Here is a 15660-nt window from a genome sequence, read left to right on the forward strand (position 1 = left end):
CGACGACATGGCCCGCCAGCGACCACGCCTGCGCCGACGGTGGTTGGCCGCGTTCATCGCGGCCGCCATCGCCGTCACTGCGGTGATCACCGTGAGTGGCCTGCGTGCCGACGTCCAGCAGACGACGGTCGCCCGCGCCGACACCTCCGGGTCCGAGGTCGCCGTCGGACCGCTCGTCGCGTTCTACGGCGACTCGTACACGAAGGGCTCGGCAGCGTCGTCGCCGGCCGCCCGTTGGTCCTCGCTCGTCGCGAAGGCCGAGGGCTGGACGGAGTACAACGCCGGCTACCCGGGCCTCGGATTCGTCCGAAAACGCGACAAGGTCGGCGATGTCACGGCCGACGTCATCGCGCAGCACCCCGAGATCCTCATCGTCGCGCTCGGCATCAACGACAACTTCGAGTGGACCGGCAACGAGCAGGCGATCCGGGAGGCGATCCTGCCGGAGTTCCAGCGGCTGCGCGACGGGCTGCCCGGCACCCGCATCATCGTGGTGGAGCCCTGGTGGTACACCGCCGAGCGACCGGCCTCCGTCGAACAGATCATCGGATGGGTGCACGACGCCGCCGACACCATCGGGGCCGACTACATCTCCGGGGCGTCGCACTGGCTGGACGAGGACCCGGCGACGTGGATCTCCGCCGACGGCCTCCACCCGAGCGACGCCGGGTACGCGCACCTCGCGCAGCGCATGCTCGAGGAGCTCGACGCCCTCACCCCCGCGCTCCCCGGACGCTGACCCGGCGGTCGTGCAGTCGGGCCGAAGTGTCTCGACATCGAGCGATCTCACAGCATGCGATCAGCGACAGCACGCGGGTGGAGAGCTCGGGCCTCGCCGCGACTAGACTGCTCTGGTGACCGAAACCATCGACGTAGCCCTCATTGGTGGTGGCATCATGAGCGCCACGCTCGCCGCCCTCATCCACCAGGTGCAGCCTGACTGGAAGGTCGAGGTGTACGAGCGCCTGAGCGACGTCGCACTCGAGAGCTCCAACCCCTGGAACAACGCCGGGACGGGCCACGCCGCGCTGTGCGAGCTCAACTACATGCCGCAGGACGCCCACGGCCACGTCGACCCGGCGAAGGCCATCGGCATCAACGAGCAGTTCCAGCTCAGCCGTCAGTTCTGGTCGCACCTCGTCGAGGAGGGCCTGCTCGGCGCACCCGACACCTTCATCAACCCGACCCCGCACATGACGTTCGTGCGCGGTGACAAGGACGTCGAATACCTGCGGAAGCGCTACGAGGCGCTGAAGGATCAGCCGCTCTTCGCCGGCATCGAGTTCTCGGAGGACCCGGCCGTCATCGCCGAGTGGGCTCCACTGCTCATCAACCGTCGTGCCGTCGGTGAACGCATCGCGGCCACCCGGATCACCGCGGGCACCGACGTCGACTTCGGTTCACTCACGCACAAGCTCTTCGGCGCATCGCCGAACGCCCACGTCCGCACCAACCACGAGGTCCGGTCGCTCAAGCGGTTGAAGGACGGCACCTGGCGCATCCGAGGCCGTCAGACGCTCGGACGTTCTCCGATGGAGATCAACGCCCGCTTCGTCTTCGTCGGCGCCGGCGGATGGGCGCTCAAGCTGCTGCAGAAGTCCGGGATCCCCGAGATCAAGGGCTACGGCGTCTTCCCCATCGGTGGGCAGTTCCTCCGCACCGACAACCCCGCGGTGGTCTCGAAGCACCAGGCCAAGGTCTACAGCCAGGCCTCGGTGGGGGCCCCGCCGATGTCGGTCCCGCACCTCGACACCCGCGTCGTCGACGGTCAGGCGAGCCTCCTCTTCGGCCCGTACGCGACGTTCAGCCCGAAGTTCCTCAAGCGCGGATCGATGCTCGACCTCGTCACCCAGGTGCGCCCGCACAACCTCCTCCCGATGCTGGCGGTCGCCAAGGACAACCCGAGTCTCATCACGTACCTCATCGGGCAGCTCCTGCAGTCCCGCAAGCAGAAGATGGACAGCCTCCGCGAGTTCCTGCCGACGGCGAAGGACGAGGACTGGTACCTCATCGAGGCCGGGCAGCGAGCCCAGGTCATGAAGAAGGACAAGGCCAAGGGCGGCGTCCTGCAGTTCGGCACCGAGGTCATCACGGGTGCGGACGGCACGATCGCGGGACTGCTGGGCGCTTCGCCCGGCGCATCGACGGCCGTGCCGATCATGCTCGACGTCCTGCGCAAGTGCTTCCCCGACAGGATGACCGCGTGGGAGCCGAGGCTCCGCGAGATGATCCCGACCTACGGCTCGACGCTGAACGACGTCCCCGAGACGGCGGCGAAGGTCCTCGAGAGCACCGCCGAGGCCCTCGACATCTCGCTGTAGCCCCGATACGGGTCCTCGCCCGGCCCCTCGTCGGATGCGACAGGTGCAGCTTGGGAACCCTAAGCTTGCCTGGTGGCGAAACTGTATTTCCGATACGGGGCGATGAACTCCGGCAAGAGCACCGCCTTGCTCCAGGCGGCGTTCAACTACGAGGAGCGCGGCCACCGCGTCCTCCTCACCAAGCCGTCCCTCGACACGAAGGGCGACGCCGCCATCGTCAGTCGCCTCGGCGTGACCCGCGACGCCGACTTCCTGCTCGGTCCTGACGACGACGCCGTCCGGGTGTTCGCGGAGCACCGTCGCCGCGTCGTGCAGGAGACCGGCGAGGACGTCAGCTGCCTGCTCGTCGACGAAGCCCAGTTCCTCCACGGGGAACAGGTCGACGATCTGCTGCGCATCGCGCTGCTCGAGGGCATCCCGGTCCTCGCCTACGGCATCCGGACCGATTTCCAGACCGTCGCGTTCCCCGGGAGCCGCCGCCTCCTCGAGGTGGCCCACAGCCTCGAGGAGCTCAAGACGATCTGTCGCTGTGGTCGAAAGGCGATCTTCAACGGCCGCCGGTTCGGCGACACCTTCGTCTTCGACGGCGACCAGGTCGCCATCGACGGCACCACCGTCACCTACGAATCGCTCTGCGGCGTCTGCTACCTGCAGGAGTCCGGCGGTCGCCTGTCCAGCACACCCACCGCACCTCCCATCAGCGAAGGATCACACGCATGAAGCTCTCCGTCATCGGCTGCGGCTACCTGGGGGCCGTGCACGCGGCCGCCATGGCATCGATCGGGCACGAGGTCGTCGGCATCGACGTGGACCCGGCCAAGATCGAGGCGCTCGCCGCCGGACGCTCGCCGATCTTCGAGCCCGGCCTTCCGGAGCTGCTGCTGGCCGGCGTCGAATCGGGCCGCCTGCGGTTCAGTACGGACATGGCCGACGCGGCCGGGGCCACCATGCACTTCGTCGCGGTCGGCACGCCGCAGAAGGCCGGCTCCAACGCCGCCGACCTGCGCTACGTGGACGCAGCGGTGACGGCCCTCCTGCCGCACCTGTCGGCAGGAGACGTCGTCGTCGGCAAGTCGACCGTCCCCGTCGGCACCGCCGCGCGCCTGGCCGAACTCGTCGCCCCCACCGGCGCGGTGCTCGCCTGGAACCCCGAGTTCCTGCGGGAGGGCTTCGCCGTGCAGGACACGATCGCGCCCGACCGACTCGTGTACGGGCTGCCGCCGGCTCCCGAGGACGCCGCCGTCGCTCGAGCCGCTTTCGACGAGGTCTACGCGCAGGCACTCTCCACCGGCACGCCGCTCGTCGCCACCGGGTACTCGACCGCGGAGCTGGTGAAGGTCGCCGCGAACGCGTTCCTCGCCACGAAGATCTCCTTCATCAACGCGATGGCGGAGATCGCCGAGGTCACCGACGCCGACGTCACGGAGCTCGCCGATGCGATCGGTTACGACGCCCGGATCGGTCGCCGCTTCCTCAACGCCGGTGTCGGGTTCGGCGGCGGCTGCCTGCCGAAGGACATCCGCGCCTTCACCGCTCGCGCCGAGGAGCTCGGTCGTGGGGAGTCGGTGGCCTTCCTCAAGGAGGTCGACGCGATCAACCTGCGTCGTCGTCAGCGCGTCATCGACCTCGTCGTCGAGGAGCTCGGCGGGAGCGCCTACCAGAAGCGGGTCGCGGTGCTCGGGCTCGCGTTCAAGCCCGACAGCGACGACGTCCGAGACTCGCCGGCCCTCGACGTCGCCGTCGGCCTCAACGGACTGGGTGCGAAGGTGCTCGCCTTCGATCCGGAAGCGGTTCCCAACGCGCGTCGGCTCCACCCCCAGCTGACGTTCGCTGACTCGGCGGAAGAGGCTGTGACGGACGCGGACATCGTCGTGGTCGTGACCGAGTGGAAGGCGTTCCGAGCCCTGGATCCCTCGGCCGTCGCCGAGCTGACCGCGGGCAAGACGATCGTGGACGGACGCAACTGCCTCGACGTGGACGCCTGGCGGGGCGCCGGGTGGCGTTACGTCGGTCTCGGTCGTCCGTGACCGGTGACGAGTAGCCGGACGACGAGCACGATCGTCGCGCCGAGCAGCCCTCCGGCCGCATTGGCGTAGACGTCGGCGATCGTCGCGACCCGCTCGGGGAGCAGGGTCTGTCCGAGTTCGATCGCGACCGAGAACAGGGTCGTCGTCAGCGGTGCGACCCACCAGAGGCGTAACGGCAGCTCAAGGGCGAGCAGTGCTCCGAGCGGGATGAACAGCACGACGTTCGCGGCCGATTCGACGAAGCGGTAGTCGAACCAGGTCGGGGCGCCCGCGGCCTGCAAGCGATCGAGGATCGCCAGCAGCGTCGTCCGACCGCCGGCGTCGACGGGCGTCGGCCAGAACGCGATGCCGAGCATGACGCACAGGCAGAGCAGCAGCAGGATCCCGATCACGATGCGCGGCGTGCGGGTCATCTGCGGTGCGGCTCCAGATCGGTCGACGGGCGTGCTGACGGCACCCCGCAATCGTAGGCCATGAGCGGCCGTGAGCCCTGGTGTGGCGTGCGTCGTCCACCCCTGAAAGGGGGCGTGCAGCGACCCTCGGAGGCCGTCATCCGGCGGTTAGGCTGTGCCTACCCGAACAAGGAGCACTCTTGGCTGACCCACGCCCGGCGACGGCCGGCATCCGCCTGCCCGGCCGCCGGCGTTCGCGTCTGTGGTGGATCGCACTCGCCGTCCTCCTCGTCGTCCTCGCGCTCGGAGCCTGGCTCGGCGTCCGGGCGTCCTTGGCGAAGAACGCGCTCGAAGCCGCCCAGCCGGAGGCGAAGGCGCTCCAGTCGGCCGTGCTCAAGGGTGACGCGAGCGGCACCGAGGTCACGCAGCGTGCCCTCACCAAGCACACCGGCGAGGCGGTGTCGCTGACGAGTGATCCCATCTGGCGGGCGGCAGAGGCGGTCCCGTTCCTCGGCGTGAACTTCTCCGCGGTGCGACAGGCCGCCGCCGCGACCGATGACGTCGCAGTCGACGTCGTGCCGAAGGTCGTCGAGATCGCCGATCAGGTGAACCTGTCGTCCCTGCTCCCCGGGGACGGGTCGATCGCGACGGAGCCGCTCCGCGCCGTCGCGCCGACCGTGGCCGAGGCGGCTGCAGCGGCTGACGCCATCGCCGGGCGCGTGGACACGATCGGCACGGACGGTGCGCTGCCGGTGGTCGCCGACGCCGTCGAGAAGCTCACCCGCACGATCACCGGTGCATCCACGATGCTCGACACCGCGGCGCGGGCCACGGCGCTCCTGCCGGACATGGCGGGAGGGGCCGGGCCTCGGAACATCATGGTGATGATCCAGAACAACGCGGAGCTGCGCTCGAGTGGCGGCATCGCCGGGGCGGTGGCCCTCATCCACGCGGAGAACGGCGTCATCTCGTTCGTCGGCACCCGGGGGAGCGACGACTTCTCCGGATTCCCCGCCCCGGTACTCCCGCTCACCCCGTTCGAGCAGAACGTCTACACCGACAACCTCGGCCGGTACATCCAGGACACCAACCTCACGGTCGACTTCAGTCGCACCGGCGAGCTCGCCGCAGCCATGGGGACCCAGGTGTTCGGCGTTCCCATCGACACCGTGGTCGCCGTCGACCCCTACGTCCTCGCACACCTGCTGGAGGCGACCGGGCCCGTCGCCCTCCCGGACGGCACCGAGCTCACCGCCGACAACGCGGCGAAGACGCTGCTGAGCGACGTCTACGCCCGGTTCCCGGACCGGCTCGTACAGGACGCGTTCTTCGCCGCGGTCTCGGGTGCGGTGTTCGAGGGCATGATCTCCCGCTCGCCCGACCCTGGCGCCCTCGTCCAGGCCCTGTCCGAGTCCGGTGCGGAGAACCGTCTCCACGTGTGGAGTGCGGTCCCCACCGAACAGTCGTTGATCGCCGAGACGAGCCTCGCCGGGATCCCGCCGGCGACCGACGACGCAGCCGTGTACACCGGGGTCTACCTCGAAGACCTGACCCGCGCGAAGATGGACTACTACCTGGAGACGAAGGTCGACATCCGCGACGCCCGGTGCACGAAACAGGGCGCCGAATACGTCGTCGCCGTCACCCTGACGTCCACCGCACCGGCGGACGCCGCAACCTCCCTGCCGGACTACGTGACCGCCGGCGGGCGCTTCGGCACCCCCGCGGGAGACATCGCGACGCGCGTCGTGATCCACGGCCCGCTCGGCGCGACCCTGCTCGGTGCGAGCGACGGCGAGGACCTGCCGGTGAAGGCCGTGACCGACCCGAACGGTCGTCTCTACGCCCAGACCGACGTGACCCTCACTCCGGGGGCGACAGCGGAACTCGTCTTCACCGTGCTCGCTCCGAAGGCCTCCGACGTACCCCCAAACCTGGTCACAACCCCCGGAATCACGGGCAAAACGACCATTTCAGCCTTCCCTCGGTGCGGCTCCTGACATAGCATGACAACACCTCAGGAAGCCACGCACCCGAATTCGTGACCCTGGGGAACCTCGCGCGGACGCCCACCCGAAATCGGCGGACGCAGGGGGTATTCGACGTTCCTTGGGGATATCAACATGAAGCGCACCCTTGCCCTAGCATCGCTCTGCCTCCTGGCAGTCTTCGCGGCCCCGACCGCCGCGAGTGCAGCGACCGACTCGTCCACCTACGGCCCTGCCGGCTGTGCGACCCTCACACCGGTGTCGGTGACCCAGGGGGAGTCGACCGTCTTCCGCTGCGACGGCACCTTCGACCCCGGCACTCCGGTGACGGTCACCGTCGCCGGGCCCGGCTGCAGCATTCCCGCTGCGAAGCCGAACACCGCCGGAGCGACCGAGCAGGCCGCCGAGCAGAGCGCCGTACCCACGTCCGGCACGTTCAGCGCCGACGACGCCCGCGCGTTCGCCGTGACGATCGAGACCAGCAAGACCGCCTCCGGCACCTGCATGGTCACGGCGACCCAGGGCGCCACCACGGAGAGCGCCTCGTTCCAGGTCTCGGAGCGCGAGTTCGCCTCGACCGGCTTCGACGGTGGAGCCCTGCCGTGGATCGGCGGAGGCCTCCTCGTCGTCGGTGCCGGCGTCGTCGGCGCGATGGCGATCCGTCGCCGCAAGACGGCCTGATCCGTCGGTCGGGATGCGTGGTCCGGGCGGTCGTCCGCTCGGACCACGGCCTGACGGGAGGGCACCTCACCCTCCTGGGCTTCGGCCTGGCACGGTCCTCACCCGGCTTGGCGTCAGGCGGACAGGGCGTACCCCCAAAGGTGGTCACATCCGCGGAATTCCGCGGTTTTCCAGCTCTGGCGAGCGAGCGGCTGCCCTAGCATGATGACGGCCATGGAGGCCACGAGTGAACAGCGCTCGGCTCCAGGCCGTGTCCGCATGTCGCATCACGCAGCGCATGCGCCATCCGCACACCTAGGGGCCCGCACATGAAACGAACTCTCTCCGCCGCCGCACTCGTCCTCCTCGCCGTCGTCGCGCTGCCCACCGCAGCCAACGCGGTCGAGGGCGACAGCTACGGTCCAGGCAGCTGTAACTCGATCACGCCGGCGAGCGTCGCGCGCGGCGCGGCGGTCTCGTACTCGTGCTCGGACTTCTGGGCCGCGAACCAGACCGTGTCGATCACCATCGACTCCTCGGTGGCCGGCGTCTCCGCTCGCACCCTGTCGACCGTCGCTGACGCCGCTGGAGACATCCAGGTCTCCATCGACACGGCTGCGGACCCCGCGGGCACCTACACGTTGACCGCGACCCAGGGCGCCGTGACCGATTCGTCCGACTTCACCGTGCTGGACCCCGCGGACGCCGCTGCTGCCGCCGCGTCGGCCTCCGACCCGTCTGCCGGGGGCGACGCCCTCGCCGACACCGGGTTCGCCGGAACCGCCCTCCCATGGGTGGCCGGTGGGCTCCTCGCCGTCGGTGCTGCCGCGCTCGGCACCGTGGTCGTGCGTCGCCGCCAGCAGGCGTGAGATCACGGATCGGCCGGGCGGCGATGGCGGCGCTCGGCTGATCCGGTCCGGGATCCACCGATTCCAGGAAGTGGCGAACAGCCGCTGAAAAATCGGCTATCCTAGACAAGGCCTTCGGGCCATCGGGGTGTGGCGCAGTTTGGTAGCGCGCTTCGTTCGGGACGAAGAGGTCGTGGGTTCAAATCCCGCTACCCCGACAGCAAAGCCCGGTCAGACAAGAGATTGTCTGACCGGGCTTCTCTGTTTTCGTGGGCTGGCGGTCCGCTGGGCTGGCGGGTTGCACATCCCGCTACCCCGACAGCACAGCCCGGAAGGTCCCGGTCCCTGAGCTTGTCGAAGGGCAGCACTTCGACAAGCTCAGTGACCGGCGGAGGGCGCTCAGTGACCGGCGGAGGGCGCTCGGCCCGGAAGGTCCCGGTCCCTGAGCCTGTCGAAGGGCAGTCGGGCCTGGTCAGACCACCGTGCGACGAGGAAGGAGCGTCACGAGCGACGCTTCCGGCCGGCAGGCGAACCGCACGGGCGCGTAGATGGAGGTCCCGATGCCAGCGGACACGTTCAGGTACGCCGAGCGGAGGGCGTGGCGCCAGACGCTGAGCCCCTTCACCTGCTTGCGAGGGATGTCGCAGTTCGTCACGAGTGCCCCGTAGCCCGGCACACAGACCTGACCACCGTGGGTGTGACCCGCGAAGATGAACTGCGCACCCTGGGTCACGAAGGCGTCGAGCACCCGACGATACGGAGCGTGCATCACGCCCACCGTCACGGTGTGCGCCAGGGACGGGTCGTCGGTCTCCAGCGTCTCGGCGTCCAGCCGCTCGTCGATGAGGGCCGTCAACGTGTCCAGACGGTCGAAGTGCTTGTGCGGGTCGTCGACGCCGAACAGGTCGAGGCGGGTCCCGCGGACTGACATCTCACCGACCGCGTTGTTGAGGTCGATCCAGCCGAGTTCGTCCATGAAGAACCGCTCGAGCGCGCCCGTGTCGAGGGTGGTCGGTGAGACGTGCTTCGACGAGGTCTGCGTGAAGTACTTGAACGGGTTCTTCGCGGTCGGGCCGTAGTAGTCGTTCGAGCCGTGCACGAACGCCCCCGGAACCCCCGCGAACACCGACAGCGCAGCCCGGATCCCGTCGATGCCCTGCTCATGCCCCAGGTTGTCGCCGGTGTTGATCACGACGTCCGGCCGGAGATCGGCCAGCGACCGCAGCCAGGCCTGCTTCCGGCGCTGCCAGGGCGCCATGTGGAGGTCGGAGAGGTGCAGCACGGTGATCGGCTCGGCGTCGGGCGGGAGGACCGGAGCGGTCACCCTGCGCAGCGTGAAGGCGTTGCGCTCGACGACCGACGCGTACCCGAAGGTGAGGGCCCCGAGGCCCGCCACGACGGCCGCTGCCGTGCCGAGTCTGCCGCCGGTGCTCATGGGTGCCGCCATCGATCGTCTCCTCCTCGGTCGTCGAGTGGTGCCGACCGTCCCACGAGCGTACCCGCTGGCCCCTCCGAAGACGCCCGGAGCGGGCCCCGCGCAGACGACGGAGGGCCCGATCGAATCCGATCGGGCCCTCCGTGCCGGCGTCAGGACGTTAACAGCTGGTCTTCGAGACCGTCACCGTCACCTTGCCGTCCTTGCGCGCCGCGGTCCCGGCCGGTGGATCGACTCCGGTCACCTTCGGGGTCGTCGCTGCGGGATCGACCGCACACTTCTGGCCGACGTTCGCGAACCCGGCACCCTGCAGGGCCGCCTTCGCCTCGTCGTAGCTCGCCGCGCCGCTCACGTCGGGGACGGTCGCGAGGAGGCCGTTACTGGTGTAGACGGTCACGATGGAGCCCTTCGGCACCGTACCCGAGGGGTTCGTGCTGGCGGCCTGACCTGCGGGCAGCGCAGAGTCGCCGGCGCCGCCGTTCGCGAAGCCGAAGCCGGCGTCCTCGAGGAGCTTCTGGGCCTCCTCGATGGTCTTCCCGGCGACGTCGGGCACCATGACCGACTGACCGTTGATGAGCGACGGATCGGGGTCGCCGAACGCGTCGCCGCCGAATTTCGCGTTGGCGGTCGCCATGACCCGCGGCCAGATCTTGTGACGGATCGTCGCGGCCTGCCCGGCGTCGAAGTAGGTGCGGCGGAGGTTGACGTGGCCCGTCGCGTTGAAGACGCCGACGACGGTCGCCGCCTTCGTGCTCGCGCCACTCATCCACGTCGCCTCGTTGTTGTCGGTGGTGCCCGTCTTACCGATGAGGGGCACGCCGTCGCCGATGCGGGACGAGCTCGTCGTACCGCCGTTGAACGTCGCCTGGAGCGCGACGTTCGCCGTGGCGGCGACATTGGCCTCGAGGCCCTGCCGACAGTTCGCCGGCGGAACGGGGATCTCGGTGCCGTCGGGCTTCACGACCCGGTCGATCGCGATCGGGTCGCAGGTGATGCCGCCGGATGCGAAGGTCGCGAAGGCCGTCGCCATGCTGAGCGGAGCGACCTCGTTCGTGCCGAGGACCGTGGCGGGGGACTGCAACAGTGGGCCGCCGTCGGCGCGGTGCACGCCCATCGACTCGGCCGTCTTGCGGATGCCGCAGAGGTCGAGCTGCTTCGCCATCGCGATGAAGCCGGTGTTGATGGACTGCTTCGTCGACTGGAGCGCGGTGTACTGGCCGCCGTTGCCGCCCTCGTCGTTGCCGGGGTTCCAGTCGGAACCGGCGTACACGGTCCCACCGTCGGCGCAGGAGTCCTTGAAGGTGCCCCAGGGCGAGCGCTTGCGACCGTCGACGCCCTCGTTCAAGCCGTGGCCCTCCTTGAGCCATTCGGCGAGCGTGAACGTCTTGTACGTCGATCCCGGCTGGAAGCCGGTGGACCCGCCGTAATCGACGTCGGTGTTGTAGTTGACCGCGGAGTAGTTGGCGCCGGTGGCCAGGACGTCGGGGTCGTTCGAGTAGTCCTTGTTCTGCGCCATCGCGAGGATGCGCCCCGTCCCGGGCTGGACCGTGACCGAGACGGCACCGATGTCGAGCTGGTCGCTCACCCGCGGGATGAGCTCGTCGATCGCCGTCTGGGCGGCGTACTGGACGTCGAGGTCGAGCGTCGTGAACACGCTGTACCCACCGCGGTTGAACGCGGCCCAGCGCTCGTCCTCGGTGGCCCCGAAGATCGGGTTGTTCTGGAACACGCGCGTCACGTAGTCGCAGAAGTACCCTGCGCCGGGGCTGACGTTGACGGCCGTCTGGCAACCCGTGCTCGCCGGGTTGATCGTGGGCGTGATGGCCGTCGCGATCGCGACGTCGTACTGCTCCTGCGTGATCTTGCCCTCCTTGATCATCTGATCGAGGACGTAGTTCCGCCGTTCGAGGGTGAGCGCGTATCCGTTCGCCGCACCGTTGGTCTCACTGTCCGGGCGGTCGAGACGCAGGGTCTCCGGGTTGTTGACGATCGCCATCAGCGCGGCCGCCTGCTCGAGATTGAGGTTGGCCGCGGAGGTCGCGAAGTAGTAGTTGGCTGCGGCTTCGATGCCGTAGGTGCGGCCACCGAAGCCGGCGATGTTGAGGTAACCACGAAGGATGTCCTGCTTGCCGTAGCGCTTCTCGAGGCCGATGGCCATGCGCATCTCCTTGAGCTTGCGCTCCGGGGTCGCCTTCGTCGCCTCTTCGTACGCGGCTTTCATCTTGGCCTCGTCGGTGATGGCCTCGGCCTTCTGCACGAGCACGTTCTTCACGTACTGCTGCGTGATCGACGAACCACCCTGGAGGTCGCGGCCGGTCGCGCTGATCGCGACGGCTCGGATCGTACCCGTGAGGTCGACACCGCCGTGCTCGTAGAAGCGCGGGTCCTCGGCCGAGACCGCCGCGTCCTTGACGAACTGGTTGATCTGGTCCCAGCCGACCTCGATGCGGTTCTGCTGGTAGAAGGACGCGAGCAGCTGCGGGTTACCGGCGCTGTCGGTCGCGTAGATGTTGGACTTCTGCGCCAGCTCGTCGAGGGCCAGGTAGTCGGGCAGACCATCGAACACGTTGATCGTGCTGTTGGTCGCCATCCCCGTGACGGCGAGGGCCGGGGTGACCGTGGCGGTGACCAGGACACCCGCTGCGACGCTCAGGCCGAGAAAGCCGAGGAAGCCGCCGAGCACACCGGTGGCCGTGCGATGTTGTTGAGGCATGGATCGATGCTAAGCGACAATCCTGAAAAAGGCCCGCTCAGCGCCGCGTTGAAACCCGATCGTTGCCGCCGGAGCGGCCCGGAGCGGCTGCCGGACGGCGTCCGCCCGGCAGCCGCCTCCGATCATCCGGGTGAGCCGTTCCCGTTCCCGTTCCCGGCACCGCCGCCGTTCCCATTGCCGTTCCCCGGGGCTGCCGGACCACCGTTCTCCCCGGTCCCGTCGGTGTCCCCACCGTCGCCAGGCGCCGGTGTCGGCGCCTCGCTCGGTGCCTGCGTCGGGTCGGTCGTGGGCGTCGGAGCAGGTGTGGAGTCCTCGCCGCTGCTGCCGGAACCGTCGCCCTGCAGCGTGGCTCGGTCGGCCTCAGGGAAGTCGCCGCCCGGGTACTTGGCGAGCGCGGCCGACATGACCTCCGGCCAGATGTAGTGCCGCATGGACGCGACCTGGGTGCCGTCGATGTAGGTGTCGCGGAGGTTGACGTGTCCGCTGACGTTGAAGGTGCCGACGACCGTCGCGACGGTCGTGCTCGCGCCACTCATCCAGGTCGCCTCGGCGTTGTCCGTGGTCCCCGTCTTGCCGATCAGCTCACCGACGCCGTCGGTGCGGGCGCCCGAGGCGGACGCGGTACCGCTCGACACGACGCCCTGGAGGACGTCGTCGGCCGCGGCCGCCACCTTCGCATCGACCGACTGGCGGCAGTTCGCGGAGGGGACCTCGGCAGTCGACCCGTCGGGCTTCGTGATCGAGTCGATCGCGATCGGGTCGCAGGTCTTGCCGCCGGCCGCGAGCGTCGCGAACGCGGTCGCCATGCTCAGCGGGGCGACCTCGTTCGTGCCGAGCACGGTCGCGGGGGAGTTGTTCAGTGGCGCGCCGTCGGCACGGTGAACGCCCATCGACTCGGCGGTCTTGCTGATGTCGCAGAGGTCGAGCTCCTGCGCCATCGCGATGAACGCGGTGTTGATCGACTGCTGCGTGGCACGTCTCACGGTGTAGGACCCTGATTCGCCCTCGTCGTTCCGCGGGCTCCACCCGGCCTCGGCCTGCTCCGTCCCACCCGGGACGCAACTGTTGGTGAAGGTGCCCCAGTCGGATCTGCGGTTCGCGTTGATCGACTCGTTGACGCCCTTGCCCGACTTCAGCCAGTCCGTCAGGGTGAAGATCTTGTACGTCGACCCGGGCTGGAAGCCGGCCGAGCCGCCGTAGGCCTGGTCGGTGTTGTAGTTGATGGCGCTGTAGTTGGAGCCCGTCGCGAGGACATCGGGATCCTGCGAGTAGTCCTTGTTCTGGGCCATGGCGAGGATCCGCCCGCTCCCGGGCTGCACGCTCACGGAGACGGCACCGAGGTCGAGTTCCGTGGTGGTCTTCGGGACGTATTCGTCGATCGCCGCCTGCGAGGCGCTCTGGAGGTCGAGGTCGAGGGTCGTGAAGACGCTGTATCCGCCGCGCTTGAAGTTCGTCCACCGTTCGTCCTGTGTGGCACCGAAGATCTCGTTGTTCTGGAGCACGTTCGTCACGTAATCACAGAAGTAGGCGGACGACCCGGCCGCGGAACAGCCGGTGACGGGCGGCACGATCGTCGGGGTGATCGGGATCGCCACGGCGGTGTCGTGCTGCTCCTTGGAGATCTTCTGCTCTTTGAGCATCTGGTCGAGGACGTAGTCCCGTCGCGTCTTCGTCAGGGCGTAGCCGTTGGCCGCGCCGTTGTCGGCGCTGTCGGGCTTGTCGATCCTGAGGTTCTCGGGGTTGTTGACGATCGCGAGCAGGGTCGCCGCCTGCTCCAGCGTGAGGTTCGCCGCCGTGGTGTTGAAGTAGTAGTTGGACGCCGCCTCGATCCCGTAGACGCGTCCGCCGAAACCGGAGATGTTGAGGTACCCGCGGAGGATGTCCTCCTTGCCGTACGTCTTCTCGAGACCGATCGCGAGTCGCATCTCCTTGAGCTTGCGCTCCGGGGTCGTCGCGGTCGCCTCCTCGTAGGCCGCGTCGCTCTCCTTCTTGTCGGGGATCGCCTCGGCCTTCTGCACCAGGACGTTCTTCACGTACTGCTGCGTGATGGAGGAGCCACCCTGCGTCGACCCGCCGGCGGCGTTGTTGACGACCGCGCGGACGGTGCCCGCGAGGTCGATGCCACCGTGTTCGAAGAAGCGGGGGTCCTCGGCCGAGACCGCGGCGTCCTTCGCGAACTGGGAGATCTGGTCCCAGCTGTCCTCGATCCGGTTCTGGTCGTAGAAGGAGGCGAGGAGCACCGGGTTGCCGGCGGAGTCCTTGGCGTAGATGCTCGACTTCTGGGCGAGTGAGTCGAGCTGCAGGTAGTCGGGGAGGCCGTCGAAGACGGAGATGCCCGTGGAGGTGGCGAGGCCGGTCATCGCGATGGCAGGGGTGACCGCGGCGGTGGCGAGCACACCGGCGGCGACGCTCAAGCCGACGAAGCCGAGGACGCTCTGCGCGACCGTCTTCGCGGGGGTACGTGGTTCAGGCATAGGATCGAAGGTAAGCGGGGAAACTGTGAGCGAGCTTCACTTGGGGCCCGCCATGAGCATCCCCTGCGCCTCCGCCTCTCCGTGCGGAGCGCCCGATCGAGGAGAGACATGACCCGCTGGGAGTACCTCACCACGCCGCTGATGATCCACAACACGGCAGCCATCCTGAACAACTGGGGCGGGGAGGGTTGGGAGCTCGTCCAGGTCGTCACCGGTCCGGAAGGTGGGCTCGTCGCCTACCTCAAGCGCCCCATCGCCGACTGACCCGACGCCCCGGAGGAACCCCCATGTCCCAGATCGCCGACCGACTCGCCGAGCTCGGTATCACCCTGCCCACCGTCGTCCCGCCCGTCGCCGCCTACATCCCCGCGGTGGTCTCCGGCGAGCACGTTTTCACCTCGGGCCAGCTGCCCATGACCGACGGCAAGCTCCCCGCCACCGGCAAGGTCGGTGAGGGCGACGGACTCGTCTCGCCCGCCGACGCCAAGTCCTACGCCCGGACGTGCGCGCTCAACGCGCTCGCCGCGGTGGAGAGTCAGATCGGTTCGCTCGACCGCGTCACCCGCATCGTGAAGGTCGTCGGCTTCGTCGCCTCCGACCCCGCGTTCACCGGCCAGCCCGGCGTCATCAACGGTGCGTCAGAGGTCCTCGGCGAGATCTTCGGCGACCTCGGCGTGCACGCCCGCTCCGCCGTCGGCGTCGCCGTGCTCCCGCTCGACTCGCCCGTCGAGGTGGAGCTCATCGTCGAGTTCGCGTAACGCGCGACGTCACAACAGGAGATCCGCTCCGGAGCAGGAGAACG

General features: G+C 68.9%; 13 protein-coding genes and 1 tRNA gene. 10 read left to right on the top strand and 4 right to left on the bottom strand.

Features of this window, described 5'->3' with window-relative positions; translation table 11 throughout:
• Positions 1 to 7 precede the first annotated feature (7 nt).
• The 4 genes from HOW07_RS13575 (at position 8) to HOW07_RS13590 (ending at position 4348) form a co-directional block, all read left to right on the top strand.
• Positions 8 to 739, top strand: coding sequence for an SGNH/GDSL hydrolase family protein (locus tag HOW07_RS13575; protein WP_175117460.1), 732 nt, complete (start codon positions 8 to 10; stop codon positions 737 to 739).
• A 115-nt stretch (positions 740 to 854) separates the two neighbouring features.
• Positions 855 to 2321, top strand: a complete 1467-nt coding sequence (locus HOW07_RS13580; RefSeq protein ID WP_175117461.1) for a malate:quinone oxidoreductase — start codon at positions 855 to 857, stop codon at positions 2319 to 2321.
• Between the two features lie 72 nt (positions 2322 to 2393).
• Positions 2394 to 3041: a thymidine kinase gene (locus HOW07_RS13585; RefSeq protein WP_121293934.1), complete on the top strand. Its 648-nt coding sequence runs from the start codon at positions 2394 to 2396 to the stop codon at positions 3039 to 3041.
• On the top strand, positions 3038 to 4348 hold the full coding sequence (locus tag HOW07_RS13590; RefSeq protein WP_079003131.1) for a UDP-glucose/GDP-mannose dehydrogenase family protein: 1311 nt from the start codon (positions 3038 to 3040) through the stop codon (positions 4346 to 4348). The genes HOW07_RS13585 and HOW07_RS13590 overlap by 4 nt, the downstream gene beginning before the upstream one ends.
• On the opposite strand, the gene HOW07_RS13595 is transcribed toward HOW07_RS13590, so the two are convergent.
• On the bottom strand, positions 4324 to 4761 hold the full coding sequence (locus HOW07_RS13595; protein WP_175117462.1) for a VanZ family protein: 438 nt from the start codon (positions 4759 to 4761) through the stop codon (positions 4324 to 4326). The genes HOW07_RS13590 and HOW07_RS13595 overlap by 25 nt on opposite strands.
• A gap of 179 nt (positions 4762 to 4940) precedes the next feature.
• Here HOW07_RS13595 and HOW07_RS13600 point away from each other — a divergent pair, with 179 nt between their 5' ends.
• From HOW07_RS13600 to HOW07_RS13615, 4 genes are all read left to right on the top strand, one after another.
• Positions 4941 to 6740 (top strand): DUF4012 domain-containing protein, encoded by a 1800-nt coding sequence (locus tag HOW07_RS13600; protein WP_175117463.1) that lies wholly within the window; start codon positions 4941 to 4943, stop codon positions 6738 to 6740.
• A 123-nt stretch (positions 6741 to 6863) separates the two neighbouring features.
• Positions 6864 to 7409 carry a hypothetical protein gene (locus HOW07_RS13605; RefSeq protein ID WP_175117464.1) on the top strand — a complete coding sequence of 182 codons (546 nt, stop codon included), beginning with the start codon at positions 6864 to 6866 and terminating at the stop codon, positions 7407 to 7409.
• 308 nt (positions 7410 to 7717) lie between these two features.
• Complete coding sequence (locus HOW07_RS13610; RefSeq protein ID WP_175117465.1) at positions 7718 to 8257, top strand: hypothetical protein; 540 nt, start codon at positions 7718 to 7720, stop codon at positions 8255 to 8257.
• 123 nt (positions 8258 to 8380) lie between these two features.
• Positions 8381 to 8454 (top strand) — tRNA-Pro (locus HOW07_RS13615).
• A 254-nt stretch (positions 8455 to 8708) separates the two neighbouring features.
• On the opposite strand, the gene HOW07_RS13620 is transcribed toward HOW07_RS13615, so the two are convergent.
• From HOW07_RS13620 to HOW07_RS13630, 3 genes are all read right to left on the bottom strand, one after another.
• Positions 8709 to 9683, bottom strand: coding sequence for a metallophosphoesterase (locus HOW07_RS13620; RefSeq protein ID WP_254628348.1), 975 nt, complete (start codon positions 9681 to 9683; stop codon positions 8709 to 8711).
• A 148-nt stretch (positions 9684 to 9831) separates the two neighbouring features.
• Entirely contained in the window at positions 9832 to 12384 is a 2553-nt protein-coding gene (locus HOW07_RS13625; protein ID WP_175117466.1) for a transglycosylase domain-containing protein, read from the bottom strand.
• Positions 12385 to 12506: 122 nt separating this feature from the next.
• Positions 12507 to 14858 carry a transglycosylase domain-containing protein gene (locus HOW07_RS13630; protein ID WP_079003125.1) on the bottom strand — a complete coding sequence of 784 codons (2352 nt, stop codon included), beginning with the start codon at positions 14856 to 14858 and terminating at the stop codon, positions 12507 to 12509.
• A gap of 108 nt (positions 14859 to 14966) precedes the next feature.
• On the opposite strand from HOW07_RS13630, the gene HOW07_RS13635 reads away from it, so the two are divergent.
• A complete protein-coding gene (locus tag HOW07_RS13635) occupies positions 14967 to 15122 on the top strand; it encodes a hypothetical protein (RefSeq protein WP_162852301.1) in 156 nt (51 codons plus the stop codon).
• A gap of 23 nt (positions 15123 to 15145) precedes the next feature.
• The gene (locus tag HOW07_RS13640) at positions 15146 to 15616 is read left to right on the top strand and encodes a RidA family protein (RefSeq protein WP_175117467.1); all 471 of its coding nucleotides are present in this window, start codon (positions 15146 to 15148) and stop codon (positions 15614 to 15616) included.
• Positions 15617 to 15660: the final 44 nt, after the last annotated feature.

This window comes from Plantibacter sp. MCCC 1A11337 (assembly GCF_013349365.1).
GTDB classification, from domain to species: Bacteria; Actinomycetota; Actinomycetes; order Actinomycetales; family Microbacteriaceae; genus Plantibacter; species Plantibacter flavus_A.

What these genes read in the sequence shown, in the direction of transcription:
- HOW07_RS13575 (WP_175117460.1), top strand. Translation starts at nt 8, where the DNA reads ATGGCCCGCCAGCGACCACGCCTGCGCCGACGGTGGTTGGCCGCGTTC.
- HOW07_RS13590 (WP_079003131.1), top strand. Translation starts at nt 3,038, where the DNA reads ATGAAGCTCTCCGTCATCGGCTGCGGCTACCTGGGGGCCGTGCACGCG.
- HOW07_RS13595 (WP_175117462.1), bottom strand. Translation starts at nt 4,761, where the DNA reads ATGACCCGCACGCCGCGCATCGTGATCGGGATCCTGCTGCTGCTCTGC.
- HOW07_RS13605 (WP_175117464.1), top strand. Translation starts at nt 6,864, where the DNA reads ATGAAGCGCACCCTTGCCCTAGCATCGCTCTGCCTCCTGGCAGTCTTC.
- HOW07_RS13610 (WP_175117465.1), top strand. Translation starts at nt 7,718, where the DNA reads ATGAAACGAACTCTCTCCGCCGCCGCACTCGTCCTCCTCGCCGTCGTC.
- HOW07_RS13620 (WP_254628348.1), bottom strand. Translation starts at nt 9,683, where the DNA reads ATGGCGGCACCCATGAGCACCGGCGGCAGACTCGGCACGGCAGCGGCC.
- HOW07_RS13625 (WP_175117466.1), bottom strand. Translation starts at nt 12,384, where the DNA reads ATGCCTCAACAACATCGCACGGCCACCGGTGTGCTCGGCGGCTTCCTC.
- HOW07_RS13630 (WP_079003125.1), bottom strand. Translation starts at nt 14,858, where the DNA reads ATGCCTGAACCACGTACCCCCGCGAAGACGGTCGCGCAGAGCGTCCTC.
- HOW07_RS13635 (WP_162852301.1), top strand. Translation starts at nt 14,967, where the DNA reads ATGACCCGCTGGGAGTACCTCACCACGCCGCTGATGATCCACAACACG.
- HOW07_RS13640 (WP_175117467.1), top strand. Translation starts at nt 15,146, where the DNA reads ATGTCCCAGATCGCCGACCGACTCGCCGAGCTCGGTATCACCCTGCCC.